18 protein-coding genes are annotated in these 15,679 nt (G+C 71.0%); 9 read left to right on the top strand and 9 right to left on the bottom strand.

The features are described from left to right. Positions 1-150 precede the first annotated feature (150 nt). The gene (locus KDH83_RS06965; protein ID WP_212313831.1) at positions 151-594 is read left to right on the top strand and encodes a GNAT family N-acetyltransferase; all 444 of its coding nucleotides are present in this window, start codon (positions 151-153) and stop codon (positions 592-594) included. 56 nt (positions 595-650) lie between these two features. Here the strand turns inward: KDH83_RS06965 and KDH83_RS06970 are convergent, their stop codons facing one another. After that, on the bottom strand, positions 651-1,466 hold the full coding sequence (locus tag KDH83_RS06970; RefSeq protein WP_212313833.1) for a sulfite exporter TauE/SafE family protein: 816 nt from the start codon (positions 1,464-1,466) through the stop codon (positions 651-653). A gap of 152 nt (positions 1,467-1,618) precedes the next feature. Between KDH83_RS06970 and KDH83_RS06975 the strand changes: the two genes are divergently transcribed. Beyond that, the gene (locus KDH83_RS06975; protein WP_212313836.1) at positions 1,619-2,386 is read left to right on the top strand and encodes a helix-turn-helix transcriptional regulator; all 768 of its coding nucleotides are present in this window, start codon (positions 1,619-1,621) and stop codon (positions 2,384-2,386) included. A 113-nt stretch (positions 2,387-2,499) separates the two neighbouring features. Here KDH83_RS06975 and KDH83_RS06980 read toward each other — a convergent pair whose 3' ends face one another. Further along, on the bottom strand, positions 2,500-3,147 hold the full coding sequence (locus KDH83_RS06980) for a hemolysin III family protein (protein WP_212313838.1): 648 nt from the start codon (positions 3,145-3,147) through the stop codon (positions 2,500-2,502). 172 nt (positions 3,148-3,319) lie between these two features. Here KDH83_RS06980 and KDH83_RS32480 point away from each other — a divergent pair, with 172 nt between their 5' ends. From KDH83_RS32480 to KDH83_RS06995, 3 genes are all read left to right on the top strand, one after another. Further along, positions 3,320-3,643: a hypothetical protein gene (locus tag KDH83_RS32480; RefSeq protein WP_249204916.1), complete on the top strand. Its 324-nt coding sequence runs from the start codon at positions 3,320-3,322 to the stop codon at positions 3,641-3,643. 127 nt (positions 3,644-3,770) lie between these two features. Continuing rightward, the gene (locus KDH83_RS06990; RefSeq protein ID WP_212313840.1) at positions 3,771-4,850 is read left to right on the top strand and encodes a PHB depolymerase family esterase; all 1,080 of its coding nucleotides are present in this window, start codon (positions 3,771-3,773) and stop codon (positions 4,848-4,850) included. A 164-nt stretch (positions 4,851-5,014) separates the two neighbouring features. Beyond that, positions 5,015-5,539: a DUF1993 domain-containing protein gene (locus KDH83_RS06995; protein ID WP_212313842.1), complete on the top strand. Its 525-nt coding sequence runs from the start codon at positions 5,015-5,017 to the stop codon at positions 5,537-5,539. A gap of 91 nt (positions 5,540-5,630) precedes the next feature. Here KDH83_RS06995 and KDH83_RS07000 read toward each other — a convergent pair whose 3' ends face one another. Together KDH83_RS07000 and KDH83_RS07005 are read right to left on the bottom strand one after the other, a co-directional pair. Then, complete coding sequence (locus KDH83_RS07000) at positions 5,631-6,113, bottom strand: VOC family protein (RefSeq protein WP_212313844.1); 483 nt, start codon at positions 6,111-6,113, stop codon at positions 5,631-5,633. 105 nt (positions 6,114-6,218) lie between these two features. Then, complete coding sequence (locus KDH83_RS07005; RefSeq protein ID WP_212313846.1) at positions 6,219-6,575, bottom strand: DUF1428 domain-containing protein; 357 nt, start codon at positions 6,573-6,575, stop codon at positions 6,219-6,221. Positions 6,576-6,830: 255 nt separating this feature from the next. Here KDH83_RS07005 and KDH83_RS07010 point away from each other — a divergent pair, with 255 nt between their 5' ends. Both KDH83_RS07010 and KDH83_RS07015 read left to right on the top strand, forming a co-directional pair. Next, the gene (locus tag KDH83_RS07010) at positions 6,831-7,793 is read left to right on the top strand and encodes a helix-turn-helix domain-containing protein (protein ID WP_212313848.1); all 963 of its coding nucleotides are present in this window, start codon (positions 6,831-6,833) and stop codon (positions 7,791-7,793) included. A gap of 176 nt (positions 7,794-7,969) precedes the next feature. After that, positions 7,970-8,878: a PHB depolymerase family esterase gene (locus KDH83_RS07015; RefSeq protein ID WP_212313850.1), complete on the top strand. Its 909-nt coding sequence runs from the start codon at positions 7,970-7,972 to the stop codon at positions 8,876-8,878. 42 nt (positions 8,879-8,920) lie between these two features. On the opposite strand, the gene KDH83_RS07020 is transcribed toward KDH83_RS07015, so the two are convergent. Then, positions 8,921-9,568 (bottom strand): glutathione S-transferase family protein, encoded by a 648-nt coding sequence (locus tag KDH83_RS07020; protein WP_212313852.1) that lies wholly within the window; start codon positions 9,566-9,568, stop codon positions 8,921-8,923. Positions 9,569-9,805: 237 nt separating this feature from the next. On the opposite strand from KDH83_RS07020, the gene KDH83_RS07025 reads away from it, so the two are divergent. Together KDH83_RS07025 and KDH83_RS07030 are read left to right on the top strand one after the other, a co-directional pair. Then, positions 9,806-10,393 (top strand): hypothetical protein, encoded by a 588-nt coding sequence (locus KDH83_RS07025; RefSeq protein ID WP_212313854.1) that lies wholly within the window; start codon positions 9,806-9,808, stop codon positions 10,391-10,393. A gap of 141 nt (positions 10,394-10,534) precedes the next feature. Beyond that, positions 10,535-11,278, top strand: coding sequence for a sulfite exporter TauE/SafE family protein (locus KDH83_RS07030; protein ID WP_212313855.1), 744 nt, complete (start codon positions 10,535-10,537; stop codon positions 11,276-11,278). Positions 11,279-11,309: 31 nt separating this feature from the next. Here the strand turns inward: KDH83_RS07030 and KDH83_RS07035 are convergent, their stop codons facing one another. From KDH83_RS07035 to KDH83_RS07050, 4 genes are read right to left on the bottom strand one after another with little or no spacing between them, the layout of a single operon-like run. After that, positions 11,310-12,731 (bottom strand): MmgE/PrpD family protein, encoded by a 1,422-nt coding sequence (locus KDH83_RS07035; RefSeq protein WP_212313856.1) that lies wholly within the window; start codon positions 12,729-12,731, stop codon positions 11,310-11,312. Further along, complete coding sequence (locus KDH83_RS07040) at positions 12,728-13,612, bottom strand: polysaccharide deacetylase family protein (protein WP_349291604.1); 885 nt, start codon at positions 13,610-13,612, stop codon at positions 12,728-12,730. Before KDH83_RS07040 ends, KDH83_RS07035 begins: the two co-directional genes overlap by 4 nt. 54 nt (positions 13,613-13,666) lie before the next feature. Then, positions 13,667-14,485 (bottom strand): enoyl-CoA hydratase, encoded by an 819-nt coding sequence (locus KDH83_RS07045; protein WP_212313860.1) that lies wholly within the window; start codon positions 14,483-14,485, stop codon positions 13,667-13,669. Then, on the bottom strand, positions 14,482-15,678 hold the full coding sequence (locus KDH83_RS07050; protein WP_212313861.1) for a CoA transferase: 1,197 nt from the start codon (positions 15,676-15,678) through the stop codon (positions 14,482-14,484). Before KDH83_RS07050 ends, KDH83_RS07045 begins: the two co-directional genes overlap by 4 nt. Between the last annotated feature and the right edge of the window lies 1 nt (position 15,679).

The following is a 15,679-nucleotide window of genomic DNA, read 5'->3' on the forward strand; positions in this document are numbered from 1 at the left end:
CAAGGTCGCGCCGGCTCCCAGGGCGCGCCCTGGGGCGGCGACGGAAACGTTTTGCGCGATTTGGTAGGCGCTGCTGGCCGCCATGTTTCCTTGCGTGTGCGGCCGCGCCATAATCTGGGGCCGTCCATTCCAACCGAGGCCACGCCGTCCATGAGCGCGCTGCGCATTTCCACCGACAAGTCCGAACTCGACGTCGACATGATCCACGCCTTCCTGCGTGACCAGACGCCCTGGGCGCGCGGCATTCCCCGGGACACGCTGGAGCGCGCGCTGGCCGGCTCGCGCTGCTACGGCGCCTACCTGGACGGACGCCAGGTCGCCTTCGCGCGGCTGGTGACGGACGAGGCCACCTTCGCCTATCTGTGCGACGTGTTCGTGCTGCCGGACTACCGGGGACGCGGCTTTTCGCGCGCGCTGATGCGCCATGTGTTCGACGATCCGGTGGTGGCGGCGCTGCGGCGCATCGTGCTGGTCACCACCAGCGCGCATGGCGTCTACGCGCCGCTGGGCTTCACGGCGCCCGAGCATCCCGAGCGCTACATGGAACTGCATCGCCCGGACGTCTACGCCGCGTCGCCGGCCGTTCCCGACTAACGGGCCATCGCGGCTCGCGGCCGCCCGAAAGGCAAGGGCGCGGCGGACCGGAGGCCCTAGGCCAGCAGCATGCCCAGCAGCACCAGCGCCAGCAACACCAGATAGGCGCGGGCGTGCAGGCGGTCGGGGATGCGCGGGATCAGCGGCGCGCCCAGCCGGATGCCCACGAGCGATCCCAGCGACAGCAGGGCGAAGGCGGGCAGGTCCACATAGCCGGCCATCCAGGGCGCCAGCCCGGCGGGCAGGTCGCGGGCGGCGACGACATAGGCCAGCGTGCCGGCCACGGCCACGGGCAGCGTCAGCGGATTGGCCATGGCCGCGGCCTGGGCCATCGGCAGGCCGCGCCGGCGCAGCAGCGGCACCGTCATCACGCTGCCGCCCACGCCCAGGAAGGCCGCCACCGCGCCGATTGCCAGGCCGCCGCCCGCCGTCGCTGTGCCGCCCAGCGGGCGCGGCTGGCCGCCGCCGTCATGCGCCAGGAAGCCCTGGCGCAGCATGCAGTCGGCCAGCGTGACGGCCAGGTAGGCGATGAAGGCCAGGCGCACCAGCCCGCCGTCGATCCGCATCGCCGCCAGCGCGCCCAGCGCCGCGCCCACGGCGATATAGCCGGCCAGCGGCCAGACATAGGCGCGCAGGATGTTGCCGGCCTTCTGGTGGCGCCGGGTGGCGGCCGCGGCGTTCACGATCATGACGCAGGTGGACGTGGCCACCGCGATGTGCATGGCGGCCAGCGCGGCCGGATCGTCGGCCGCGTGTCCGGCCCGCAGGGCGGCATACAGCACCGGCACGGCGACGAAGCCGCCGCCGAAGCCGAACAGCACGGTGGTGACGCCGCTGAGGACGCCGAACAGGGCCAGGACCAGATACAACATGCCGCGATTCCTGCGAAGAATGATGATGGGATCACGATAACGGCGCCTGTCCTGGCCGGCTTTCGAAATGAAGACAGTAATATTCGAGTTTCAGCCAACTCTCGAACAGCCCACCGTGGCTGCCCGCTACGGGCAGACGGGAGGACGCCCGCATGCGCAATACCCATATCGACCTGCATGACGCCCTGGATCGCGCGCTCGTCGCCATCGGCAACGACTATCCGGCCGGACACCTGCTGGACGCGCACGCGCACCGGCGCGCGCAACTGCTGTACGGCGCCACCGGCGTCATGCTGGTGCTGAGCGAGGATGGCGGCTGGGTGGTGCCGCCGCAGCGCGCCGTCTGGATCCCGGCCGGCGTCACGCACCAGGTCCGCATGCTGGGCGTCAGCACGCGCAGCGCCTACATCGAGCCGGGCGCGGCACGCGCGGACGCGCGGGCCTGCGAGGTGGTGGAGGTGTCGCCGCTGCTGCGCCAGCTGCTGCTGGCGGCCGTGGACATGCCGGCGCAGTACGACAGGGAAGGGCGCGACGGCGCGCTGGCCCGGCTGCTGCTGCACGAGGTGGACCGCGCGCCGGCGCTGCCGCTGCACATCCCGTTGCCGCGCGACGCGCGGCTGGGGGCGCTGTGCCAGGCCTTCATGGCGGCGCCGGACATCCGCTCGCGGCCGCAGGACTGGGCCGAGCGGCTGCACATGAGCCCGCGCAGCTTCAGCCGCCATTTCCGCGAGCACACCGGCATGTCCTACGCCCAATGGCGGCAGCGCGCCTGCGTGGTGCTGGCGCTGGCGCGGCTGGCGGCGGGCGATCCGGTCACCGTCATCGCCCTGGATTTCGGCTACCAGGGCCCGGCCGCGTTCTCGACCATGTTCAGACGCGTGCTGGGCGCCGCGCCCTCCGCCTATCTGCGCACTGATTAGAACCGTCCACAGCAAGCATGGGTTGCTGCTTCAGCGGGATGCCGCGGAGCCGGCTTTGCCGGTCCGCAGGCATGCCCCCCTGGGGGGGAAGCGCGTGAGCGCTTCGGGGGGGGTCAACCCTTGGCATACCAGAGGACGGCGAAGAAATGGCAGGCGGTGCCCGCCAGCACGAACAGATGCCAGACGAAATGCGCGTAGCGCCAGCGCGAATCGAACACGAAGAAGACCACGCCGCCGGTGTAGGCCAGGCCGCCGGCCACCAGCCACCACAGCCCGCCCTCGGGCACGCGCTCGATCAGCGGATTCACGGCGATCAGCACCAGCCAGCCCATGGCCAGGTACAGCCCGGTGGAAATGGCGGGCCGGTTCAGCCGCTTGCTGGCCTTCAGCCCCACGCCCAGCAGGGCCAGGCCCCAGACCAGGCCGAACAGCGTCCAGCCCCAGGGTCCGCGCAGCGCGCCCAGCGCGAAGGGCGTGTAGGTGCCGGCGATCAGCAGGTAGATGGCCGAGTGGTCCAGCACGTTGAACAGGCGCTTGGCGCGGTTCAGCGGCAGGGCGTGATAGATGGTGGACGCCAGGTACAGCAGCACCATGGTGGCCGCGAAGATGGCGGCGCCGGCGATGAAGGCGGCGTCGCCCTGGCGGGTGGCGGCGATGATCAGGATGGGGGCGGCGGCCACCGCGCAGGCGGCGCCCAGGCCGTGGCTGACGGCGTTGGCGATTTCTTCGCCCAGGGTCTGGGGGCGGTCGTTGGGGAACATGCGGCGGAGCGTCCGTGACGGAGTGAGGGGAATCGGGGTTCCCACCTTAGGCGTTTTAGGGCGGCGGCTCAAGCGCGGCCCCCTGTATTGGCGGCGCATGTTCCACAGGCTTGATTTTCGGCAAGCGGGGCCGTCGGTTACGTTTCCGATATCGGTTCCACGCAGTTACTGTGTGATACATTTGATCCGCATAAATAATCGGCCCGGACAGGCGCCCGGCGCCGCTGCTGGCCGATTTTCCGTTTCCGGCGGCGGCGCGCTCGGCGTCCGCTCAATCAAACGCTATCGCATGTTCCGGGGGGCACCTATGATTCCTGTCATCGGCATTATGGTTGGGGCTTATATCGTCACGCGCATGACCGCGATGCTGACCCGGCCTGATACCAACAAGATCTTCAAGGCGCTCTCCATCGTCACCATCGCGATCGCCTTGCTGTCCTGTCTGGAGCTGTTCACCAGCGGCGCCGCGATGTCGGCCCGGGCGGGCCGTTACTGAGCACACGCAGCAAATCCGGCGTCCGTCGCCCGGCGGACGAGGCAGTCGGCGGGCCGCGCAGCTGCGGCCAGGTGGTATCGGGACGTCGTCTTGGGGCAAGCAAGGTTCTACTGGCCGAGGCCTGACAATGGCGCGCAGTTTTTCCACTCTGTTTTTCAAGGCCGCGAAGAAGCTCGGCAGGATCCAGCGCGCGGCCTTGAGCCTGGCCGTGCCCGGCGCCTCCGGCAAGCGCGCCGCCGCGTCGCGCCGGGCGGCCGCCAGGCGCAGCGCCAATGCCTCGCGCGACGGCGCCTCGCCCTCGCTGGGCCTGGGCCGCTGGGAGGCATCGCGCCAGTTCACCGACGGACTGGGCCGGCGTCTCGCCTTCGCCCGCTACATTCCGCCCGGCGTGCCGCGCCAGGGCATGCCGCTGGTGGTCATGCTGCATGGCTGCCGGCAGACCGCGCTGTCGTTCGCGCAGGGCTCGCGCATGAACCAGTGGGCCGACGCGGCCGGTTTCATGGTGCTGTACCCGCAGCAGTCCATGGCCCGGCAGGTGCAGCGCTGCTGGCGCTGGTTCCAGCCCGACGCGCTGCATGGCGGCGGCGAGGCCGACCTGATCGCCGCGCTGGTCCGCTCGGAAGTGGGGCGCCATGGCCTGGATCCGACGCGCGTGTATATCGCCGGCCTGTCGGCGGGCGCTGGCATGGCGGCCCTGGTGGCGCTGCGGCATCCGCAACTGGTGGCGGCGCTGGCCATGCATTCCGGCCCGGTGACGGGCGACGCGCACAGCGCCGCCGCGGGCCTGCAGACCATGCGCCGAGGCGCGCTCAAGCCCCTGCGTCCGTTGCTGGAAAGCGTGGCCAATCCGGCCGCGCTGCGCCTGGGCATGCCGGCCATCATCCTGCAGGGCCAGCTCGATCCCGCCGTGGCGCCGCGCAACGCGCGCCAGCTGTTCGACCAGTTCCGCCTGCTCAACGGCCTGCATCCCCAGGACATTCCGGTCGAGCGCGTGCTGGGTCTGGGCACCGACAAGTCCTATCGCCGGGTCGACATGCTGAAGGACCGCCGCGCCGTGGTGCGCCTGTGCGAGATCACGCATGTCGAACATGCCTGGAGCGGCGGCGATCCGGCCGTGAGATACCACAGCCGGGGCGGGCCGGACGCATCGGCGCTGATCTGGCGTTTCTTCCAGGCGCAGCGCCGTGGCGCGCCGGCGGCCCTGTAGCCGCGAGCGGCGCAAACGGCTATTGTTCGCGGATCGGGAATGGCGATGCTCAGGCCGGGCGCGGGCCAGGTCGGCGCGGGCGGCGGCAAGATCACGGCATTCCCGAGGCCCCGCCGCCGCCGTCGCGGCGGGCGGTCGCAAGCATACTGTTGGAACGTCCCGTCATGTCCCTGTCCCTCTACCAGGCTTCGGTGCCTGTCTTCGTCCGCGGCCTGAATGTGCTGGCCGCGCTGCTGGAAAAGGCCGAATCGCACGCCCGCGAAACCGGCATCGATCCCGCCGAACTCGTCAACGCCCGGCTGGCGCCGGACATGTACCCCTTGTCGGGCCAGATCCAGCGCGCCAGCGACGCGTCCAAGTTCGCCGCGCAGCGTCTGTCGCGGATCGAGGCGCCGAAGTTTCCCGACGAGGAAACCACGCTGGCGCAACTGCGCCAGCGCGTGGCCGACACCATCGCCTATCTGCAGGGCCTGGCGCCGCAGGCCTTCGACGGCGCTGAAAGCCGCAAGGTCACGCTGTCGTTCGGCGACTTCAAGCCCGAGTTCCAGGGCGACGCCTATCTGCTGAGCTTCGCGCTGCCGAACTTCTATTTCCACGTCGCCACCGCCTACGGCATCCTGCGCAACCAGGGCGTGAAGATCGGCAAGCTGGATTTCCTCGGGCCGTATCCGGGGACGAGCGCGGCCTGACCTCGTACCGGGGTGTACGCGGGGCCGCGCTCGCGGGCGCGGCACCCTGTCGCGGCGGCCGGCGGGCCACGGCGGCCCGCCAGCGCGACCGCTATTTCGGGGCGCCGCAGCCGCCCATCTTTTCCATGTTCTGGCGGATTTCCTCCGGCGTCAGGTCGAGCTTGTGCGTGGCCATGGACCAGCGGTGGCCGAACGGATCCACCAGCTGACCGTAGCGGTCGCCCCAGAACATGTCGGCCACTGGCATGGTGACCTGGGCGCCGGCGTCCACGGCCTGCTTCATGGCCGCGTCCACATCCTTGACATACAGGTGCAGGTAGACCGGCGAACCCTTGAGCGCCTTGGGACCCAGGCTGCCCCATTGCGGGAAGTCGTCGCACAGCATGACGGTGGAATCGCCGATGCGCAGCATGGCGTGCATCAGCTTGCCGTCGGCGCCGGGCAGGCGCGCCAGCTCCTCGGCGTTGAAGGCCTTCTTGTAGAAGGCGATGGCGTCGGACGCGCCTTCGCAGACCAGGTGCGGGGTCAGCGTGTGCATGCCGGGGGGAATCGCGTGGGTGGCGGGGGTGGACATGGGGTTGCTCCAAGGACAAGGGCGCCGGCCGGGATCTCCGGACGGACAGGGTGTTTGGTTGGGAAGGCCGGTGACGCAGGCTCCGTTCGGGCGGGCGGGTGTCGTTCAGCTTCCGATCATGGACGTGAAGCCGCCCCAGCACATGCGCTTGGGATCGAAGATGCCCTCGCATTCCATGTTGGCCAGACGCGGGTCGCTCATGGCCAGCGCGTTGATGCGGTCGCGCTCGGCCTTGCTGGCGAACAGGATCCAGGCGAACACCACGGTTTCGTCGGGACCCGCGCCGGCGGCCTTGGTGAAGGAGGCGAAGGCTTCGTTGTCCAGTTCGTCGCCGCGGCTTTCGCGGTAGTCCAGCGCGCCGTGTTCCAGCCATACGGTGCGCGCCAGCCCGGCCATTTTCTTGTACGCCGGCAGCTCGGCCGTTGCTACGCTCAGCAGGTAACCGTCTATGTACTTTTCCATCGATGACTCCATTGCAGGGTGTTGTTCTACGCGGTGCGACGCCCGCGCGCCGCTGGTTCCGCCGTCCGGACATCGAGCCGGTGAGAGACACTTTATCGGGATCCGCGCGCGCTTCCGATAGGCGATTGCGACAATCTTGCGGGTGGATTGCGACAGGCTTCCGGCGTATTCTTGACCGGGTAAAAACGGGCGCGCCGGATGCCATGCCACACGCGGCGGACGCCGCGCGCCGCCAGAAAACAGGACGATTCCGCCATGAAAAACGTCGCTTTCCTGCTGCCCACGGGCGCGAACATCGCTTCCCTGGAAACCGCCAGGCAGGGCTTCCTGGTGGCCAACGAATACCTGGCGGCGCAAGGGCGTCCGCCCGGATTCAGCGTGCGCACGCTGGCCGCCACGCGCGAGGTCCGGCTCGATGACGGCCGCATCACGGTCCAGGCCGACGCCGTGCTGGACGAGGCTGGCGCCGTCGACATCTGCATCGCGCCGCCCCTGCTGGGCTCGGTGTCGGACGTGGTGCTGAACAACCGCGCGCTGATCGAATGGCTGGCGCGCCACCACCGGGGCGGCGGCGAGGTCGCCAGCCTGTGCATGGGCGCGGCGCTGCTGGCGGCGGGCGGCCTGCTCGACGGGCAGGAGGCGGTGGTGCACTGGGCCGCGCAAGGCATGTACGCGCAGCTGTTTCCCGAGGTGCAGTGGGTCAGCGACCGCGTGGTCATGGCCGGCGAAGGCATCTACACCAGCGGCGGGGCTTTTTCGGCCGCGCACCTGGTGCTGCACCTGATCGAGCGCTATGCCGACCGCGATACCGCCATCTGGTGCGCCAAGTATTTCCAGCTGGATTGGAGCCGGCAGAGCCAGCTGCCCTTCGCCGTGTTCATGGGGCAGAAGGCGCATGCCGACCAGGCGGTGCGCGCGGTGCAGGAATACATCGAGGGCCGCTATACCGAGAAGATCACGGTCGAGGCGCTGGCCGACCGCCACGCGATGGGACGGCGCACGCTGGAGCGGCGCTTCCGCCAGGCCACCGGCAACAGCATCGTCGAATACGTGCAGCGGGTGCGCGTCGAGGCGGCCAAGAAGCGGCTGGAAAACTCGCGCAAGAGCGTGTCCGAAGTCATGTACGAGGTCGGCTACAACGACACCAAGGCGTTCCGCGACATCTTCAGCAAGTACTGCGGCATGTCGCCGGTGGGCTACCGCGAACGCTACCAGTAGCGCCGCCGCGCCGGCGGCGGCCGGCCTACACAAGGCATACATAATCCGCACAGTTCTTCACACTGCGGCAAACCGGGCTTTCTACAATTTCCGCGCTTCCCGCGGGTTGCGCGCGTCCGCAAGCAGGCGGATCGCGCGGGCGGGAGCGCATCCGCGTCGAACTCTCGGAGAACCGCTTGGATTCCTTCCTCGTATCGGCCCATGGCCGGCCGGCGCCGGTGGCGCGCGTCGGCATGCGCGCGCGCCTGGCCGGCGCGTCGTTGTGCGCAGTCCTGGCCTGCGCCGGCGGCGGCGCGACGGCCGCGCCCGGCAAGGTGCTTGAATCGCAGCAGCGCTACGCGCCCACGGCCGCCCAGCTGGCGCTGGTGGAGCAGTATCGCGGCGCGCCGCTGGAGGACTTTTCCGAAGCGGTGTTCGATGCGGGCAAGACCGACATGCCGTACCGGCTGCTGGCGCCGGCCCGGCCGGTGGCCGGCGAGCGCTACCCGCTGGTGGTCTTCTTTCACAGCTCCGGCGGCATCGGCGACGACAATCTCAAGCCCATGACGGCCTTCACGCGCCTGTGGGCCGCGCCCGATGTGCGGCGCAGCTTTCCGGCCTATGTGGTGGTGCCGCAGACGCGCGACCGCAGCGCCAACTACATCAATGACACGCATGGCCTGCGCGTATCCCAGCCGGGGGCGCCGCTGGCCGACGTGCTGGCGCTGGTGGATGAGCTGATGCGCAGCCACCCGATCGACCCGGCCCGCGTCTACGCGCTGGGTTTTTCGATGGGCGCGTCCGCCGCGATGGACGCCGCCGTGGCCCGGCCCGGCCTGTTCGCCGCGATGGTGGCGCTGTCGGGCGTGCCGCCCGAGCGCAGCCTGGCGCGTTCCGTGGCGCATGTGCCGACCTGGCTCGTCCACGGTGACTACGACCAGGAGAATGCCTATGTCGGCACCCAGGTCTGGGCCGAGGAACTGGCCGCCGCCGGCGGGCGGCCCCGGTTCATCACCTATGTCGGCATGGACCATCGCGTGCCGCCGCAGCTGTTCACCGACGGCGCCTGGCGCCAGTGGCTGTTCGAGCAGCGCAAGCCGCGCTAGCGCGGCGCCCCGCAAGGGGGGGCGTGTCGGCGGGACGGCCCGCTAGGGCGACGTCGGACGCAGTTCCTCGTATGACACCATGACGTGTTCGCGGAAGGCGGGGCGCGCGCTCAGGTCGTCGTAGTAGCGGCGCAGCGCCGGCAGGTCGGGGCGCGCGATATCGATGTCGTAGTAGCGGTAGAGCACGTGGCCGAACTGGATGTCGGCCAGGGTCAGGGCATCGCCGGCCAGGCAGGCGTGGCCGCGCAGCTGTTGTTCGGCGATGGCCAGCTTCGCGTCCAGCGTCGCCAGCGCCTGCGCGATGGCGGCCTCGTCGCGTTGCGAGGCCGGGGTGCGAGCCACGCGCCAGAACACCGGGCCGGTGAAGTTCAGGGTGATGTTGATCTTGGCCCAGTCGGCCCATTTGTCGACCTGGGCGCGGGCGGCGGGGTCGGCGGGCCAGAAACTGTCGTCCGCATGGCGCGCCGCCAGGTAGCGCAGGATGGCGCCCGTCTCCCATATCGGTTCGCCGTCGCCGTCGCGCAGCACGGGCACGGTGCCGTTCGGATTCATGGCCAGGAACGCCGGCGTGTCGTTGCCGCCGTAGCGGTGGCCGATGTCCAGCCTTTCGTAGGGCAGGCCGAGTTCGCCCACGCACCACATCAGCGCCTGGACATTGGAAGAGGTCCGGCGGCCCCAGATTTTCAGCATTGCGTCGGTTCCTTGCGTGGCGTCCTGCGCTTGATCGCGCGCGGGGCGCGGCGCGCCCGGCCGTGGGACAATCCCGCATTCCCCTCGGCCTCGGTGATCCATGATTTCCATGTACAAGCCACTCTTGTCGTTGCAGGTCGGTTTTCCTTCTTCCACGCCTTGCGATGGCAAGGGGCCGGCCATGCCGCGGCCGGACGCCGTGTCTGTCGGCGGCGCGCCCGGCCGGGCGGCGCGGGCATGAGCGGCTACGCACCCATCCGCGACCAATTCCTCCGTTTCGGCGACCTGCGCCCGCAAGGCGCGGGCGAGTGGCGCGGCCCGTTTCCGCTGCCGCCGGCGCTGGCCGAGTTCTACGCCGAAGTCGGGCCGCTGGGCCGCACGGTCTATGAGCACGTCGGCCCGGTGGGCGTGACCATTCCCGGCACGGCCCTGGGTTTCGCGCCGCTGGCGAAGCTGTGGGTCCGGCAGGCCGGCTACCGCTGGGACGGCAACAGCGGCGAGCGGCTGGCGGACTGGCCCGAGGACTGGCTGGTCATCGCCGACCAGCACGCCGATCCGCTGATCCTGGAAATGTCCACCGGCCGCGTCCTGTACGCGCTGCATGGCGCGGGCAGCTGGGATGCGCAGTTGCTGGCGCCCGACCTGCGCACGCTGGCCGCCGCGCTGGCGGCCGTGGGCGGCGCCCATGAAGACGCCGGCGACGATCTGTGCGACGACGAGGGCGAGCTGCGGCCCAGGCACCGCGATGCCGCCGTCCGGGCCGCCGCCGCCGCGCTGGGCGGCGACGAGGCCGCCCGCGCCTTCTTCGACCGGCTGGAATGGTGAACCCGGCCGCCATCAGCTTGAGGCTATGGCGGCATCAGCAGTCCGAATGGCGCGGCCGCGCCGTCTCTCTAGAATAGCGATCCAGGCGCGCAGGACACGGCGAACGCAAGCCGGCGCGGCGCGCCACAGGGAGAGGGACTCATGGATGGCTGGTGGCTGGTCGCGCTGGGCGCGGCCGTGGCGGGATTCGTGCAGGGCTTGTCGGGCTTCGCGTTCGGCATGGTGTCGATGTCGTTCTGGGCCTGGGCGCTGGATCCGCGCCTGGCGGCCGCGCTGGCCGTGTTCGGCTCGCTGACCGGCCAGCTGCTGGCGGTGTTCTCGGTGCGGCGCGGTTTCGATTGGAAGATGCTGTGGCCCTTCGTGGCCGGCGGGCTGGCCGGCGTGCCGCTGGGCGTGCAGCTGCTGCCCATGCTGGACATGACCTGGTTCAAGGCGGTGCTGGGCGCCATCCTGGCGATCTGGTGTCCGACCATGCTGTTCGCCGCGCGCCTGCCGCGCATCAAGGGCAGCCGGGTCGGCGACGGCGCGGCCGGACTGGTGGGCGGCGTGATGGGCGGCATCGGCGGCTTCACCGGCGTGGTGCCCACGCTCTGGTGCACGCTGTGCGGCTTCGACAAGCACGCGCAGCGCGCCGTCATCCAGAACTTCAATCTGTCGATGCTGGCGGTGACCATGCTGACCTATCTGGGCACGGGCATGATCACGCGCGACATGCTGCCGATGTTCGCGGTGGTCGCGCCCGCCATGCTGGTGCCCACGCTGCTGGGCACGCGCCTGTACATGGGGATCTCGGAGCTGGCGTTCCGCCGCATCGTGCTGGGCCTGTTGACCTGCTCGGGCGTGACCCTGCTGATTTCCGCCGTGCCTCAGTTGCTGGCGCGCTAGCGCGGGGCCGTCGCGGCCCCGCGCGGCATCGCTAGTCGGCGGCCGACAGCAGCGCGACGATCTCGCGCAGCTCGGCCGCATCCTCCAGGCGGCGCAGGCGGCGGATCAGCGCCTCGGCCCGGTCCGGCGGCACGGGCGGTCGCGCCGAGGCGCAGCAGGCGCGGAACTTGGCGTCCTGCGCGGCTTCGTCCAGCGGCAGCGCCGGGCTGCCCGGAAACTCGGGCATGTCCAGCGTCAGGCAGCGGCCGTCCCGCAGATGCAGTTCCACGCGCTGCGGGCACATGGCGTTGGGATCGGGATTGCCGTCGTCCAGCACCTCGATGCGGGCGGCCAGTTCCAGCCGGCGCGGATCGGCCAGCGCGTCCGGATCGAAATCCGGGATGCCCACATGGCCGTACAGGATGGCCGTGGCCACGGCATAGCCCATGCACAGCCGGGCGGTGGCCGAGTCCATGCCGGGCCGGGCGGGCCGGCCGACCAGGCGCACGATCAGCGACGACGCATACACCTTCATGCCGGCGATGTCTTCGGGCCGCAGCGCGTGTTCGCGCATCAGCCGCAGCGCGGCGCCGATGCCGCTGTGCGTGGCGCGTCCGGTGGGATAGGGCTTGTGGCTCATGCGCGCGATCTGGAATACGCGGCCGACGTCGCCGGCGACTTCGTCCCAGCGCGCCTGGCCGGCGTCGTATAGCGCGAAGTAGCCGAACGGCCCGTCCAGGATGTCGCGCGGGCCGGGAAAGCCGGCGCGCGCCAGCTCGAAGGCCGTGACCGCGGCGCGCGCGTTCAGGCCGACCTGCAGGCCGACGGCGGGCGAGCCCTCGATGTGCGCCTGCATGGTGCCGGACAGGTGGCTGTAGGCCAGGCCGAGCGCGTCGCGGGTGGCGGCCTCGTCCAGGCCGGCGAGCTTGCACAGCGTGGCGGTGGCGCCCAGCCCGCCGCACATGGCGGGGCGGAAGAAGCGCATCGGCGCGCGCTGCGCCAGCGCCACGTGGATGGCGAAGTCCAGCCCGGCGGCCACGGCGGTGATCAGGCGCCTGCCGTCGACGCCGCCCTCGCGCTCGGCATAGCCCAGCGCGGCGGGCGCGATGCAGGCGAAGGCATGGACCACGGCGCGGTCGTGGATCGCGTCGAATTCCTGGTTGAAGACCTGGTAGGCGTTGAGCATGACCGCGCTGGCCAGCGGCAGCCGTTCGCCGCTGGCCCAGACCGTGGCCTCGGCGCCCTGGCCCAGCGCGGCGGCGGCGCGCTTGAGCGCCGGCATGCGTGGGTGGCGCGAGCCCGACAGCCCGACGCCGATGGCGTCCAGCAGAAAGGTCCGGGCGGCGGCGACGGCTTCCGCCGGCAGGTCCTCGTAGCGCAGGCGCTGCAGGTGCGCGACCAGCGTGTCGATGGCGCTGGCGGCTGGCCGGGACGGCTCCGCGTCGCGCGCGGCGGTGGTTTGCGCGCCGTTCATGCCTGATCTCCCGGCGCGCCGCGCAGCGGCGGCGAGCACTGGCCGGCATACCACGCGTACAGCTCGGCGCCGGTGACGAAGCGGGTCATGGAATGGCGCTGGAGCCGGTCCAGCATGGCTTCGAAATCGGGGTAGCGATGCGGCACGCCCATCAGGTGCGGATGCAGTCCCAGCGTCAGCACGCGCGGCATGCCGGACGCGGCGGCCTCGCGCGCGTAGACGTTGAGCGTGTGTTCCAGCCGGCGGCCGAACTCGCCGGTGGCGTGCTTTTCCACGGCATGGATCACCGAATCGTTCAGCTCCAGCGCATAGGGCAGGGCCAGCAGCGGCCGGGGCGCGGCGCGCATCCAGTTGGGCAGGTCGTCCAGGCACCAGTCGAACACATAGTCCACGCCAGCCTGCGCCAGCAGGTCCGGCGTTTCGCTGGTTTCACGCAGGCCGGGCGAGAGCCAGCCGCGCGGGCGCGCGCCGCTGAAGCGCTCGATCCGGTCCAGCGCGGCGGCGATGGCCTCGGCCTGCCCGACGCCGCCGTCCTGCGACAGCGCGCGCTGGTGGATGCCGTGGCCGATGAATTCCCAGCCGGCCTGCAGCAGCGCGTCGGCGGCCGCCGGATAGGCGTCGATGACCGAGGCGTTCAGGCTGGCCGAGGCCGGCAGGCCTCGGCCCGAGATGGCGTCGATCATGCGGGGCAGGCCGCAGCGCAGGCCGTATTCGGCCCAGCTGAAATTGGGCACGTCGGGCACGTTGCCGATGCCGTGCGGCGGGGTGAGGATGGTGCGCGGCATGGGCTGGTCGAACGGCCAGTGTTCCACGTTGACGACCAGGTGGACCAGGATGGGGCGTCCGTCCAGGCCGGCCAGCGGCGGGCGCTGGCGCGGCATCAGGAAAGGAATGCGGGGATTGTTCATGATGTCTGTCGGCAAGTCCGGACGGCGTCAGAGGCCGGTGAATACGGGGTCGCGCCGCTCGGCGAAGGCGCGGCGGCCCTCGGCGTAGTCGGCGCTGTCGAAGCATTGGCGCACCAGCGCGGCGATGGCCTCCAGTTCGGCGGCGGACGGTTCGCGCGTGGATGCCAGTATCGCCGCTTTCGCCGCCCGCAAGGACAGAGGCGCGTTGGCGGCGATGCGTTGCAGGCGGGCCTGGGAGATCTGCTCGAAATCGTCCAGCGCGAAACGCTCGTGCAGCAGTCCGCCGGCCTGCGCCTGTTCGGCGTCCAGGGTGCGGGCGGTGTAGAACAGCTCGAAGGCCGCGGCCATGCCGGTCACCGCCACCACGCGGCGCATGTCGGCATAGCCATAGCCCAGGCCCAGGCGCGCGGCCGGCATGCGAAAGCGCGCGCTGGCGCTGGCATAGCGCAGGTCGCAGGCCAGCGCCAGGCCGATGCCGCCGCCCATGCAGGCGCCCTGGATCAGCGCCACCGTGGGCGCCGGAAAGCGCGCCAGCGCGTCCTGCGCCTCGGCCACGGCCTGGTTGTAGACGGCGGCGGCCTCGGCGCTGTCGCGGGCCTGGTCGAATTCGCTGATGTCGGCGCCCGACACGAAGGCCTGCGAGCCCGCGCCGGTCAGGGCCAGCACCCGCAGGTCCGGCGCTTCGCGCAGCCGCGCCAAGCTGGCCGCCAGTTGCCGCCACATGGCCAGCGTCATGGCGTTGCGGCGAGCCGGGTTGCTGATCGTCAGCGTGGCGATGCCGTCACGCAGCGTTTCCTGGATGTGGCCGGCGGGCTGGCCGCCGGCCGGCGAGGATGCGCCGCTCATACCACGCCCTCCGCGCGCAGGCGCGCGATGCCGGCGGCGTCGTAGCCCGCTTCGGCCAGCATCTCGTCGGTGTGCTCGCCCCAGCCCGGCGCGGGCCGGGCGATGGCGGCGGGCGTGCGCGTCAGCGTGACGGGCTGCGAGATCAGGCGGTAGGCCTGGCCAGCGTCGCCGGTCACGGACTGCGCCACGCCCAGGTGCCGAACCTGCTCGTCCTCGAATACCTGGGGAATGGTGTAGACCGGGCCGGCCGGCACGCCGGCGCGGTTCAGCAGCTCGACCCAGTGGGCCACGCTGGCTTCCCGGAAGCGTCGCGCCAGCGCCTCGTTGAGCGGGGCGCGGTTGGCCACGCGCAGCTTCTCGGTGGCGTAGCGCGGGTCTTGCAGCCACTGCGGCGCGTCCAGGCAGTCGCACAGGCGCTTCCAGTTGCCCTCGCCGGAGGCGCCCAGGTTGAAGGCGCCGTCGCTGGCCTCGAACAGGCCCATGGGGCTGCTGGTGGGATGGTCGTTGCCGGCCTGTGCGGGCGTATCGCCTTCGTTCAGGTAGCGCGCGGCCTGGAAGTCCATCAGCGCGATCTGGGTATGCAGCAGCGAGCTGTGCACCCACTGGCCCTCGCCCGAGCGCTCGCGCTCCAGCAAGGCCAGCAGGATGCCGACCGCCGCGTAGATGCCGGTGCCGCAGTCGGCCACGGCCAGGCCCGCGCGCAGCGGCCCGCCGCCGGGATGGCCGGTGACCGACATCAGCCCGCCCATGCCCTGGATGATCTGGTCGAAGCCGGGCCGGCCCGCATAGGGGCCGTCCTGGCCGAAGCCGGAGATGCTGGCCAGGATGATGCGCGGGTTGATGGCGCGCAGGTCCTCATAGGCCAGGCCCAGCCGCGCCTTGACGTCCGGGCGCCAGTTCTCGACCACCACGTCGGCGGTGGCGACCAGGCTGCGCAGCACGGCCAGGCCTTCAGGCTTCTTCAGGTTCAGCGTCAGCGAGCGCTTGTTGCGGTTCAGGTTCTGGAAGTCGCCGCCGTGGCGGTCGGCGGCGAACATGGCTTCGTTGGGATCGACGCCGGCGGGCGGTTCGATGCGGATGACGTCGGCGCCGAAGTCCGCCAGGATGCGCACGCAGGTCGGGCCGGCGCGCACGCGCGACAGGTCGAGGACGCGAAGGCGCGACAGGGCGGGAGAGGCGGTGATCTTGGACATG

Origin of the sequence: Achromobacter sp. Marseille-Q0513 (assembly GCF_018195695.1) — a bacterium.
In the GTDB taxonomy this organism is placed as follows: Bacteria; Pseudomonadota; Gammaproteobacteria; order Burkholderiales; family Burkholderiaceae_B; genus Achromobacter.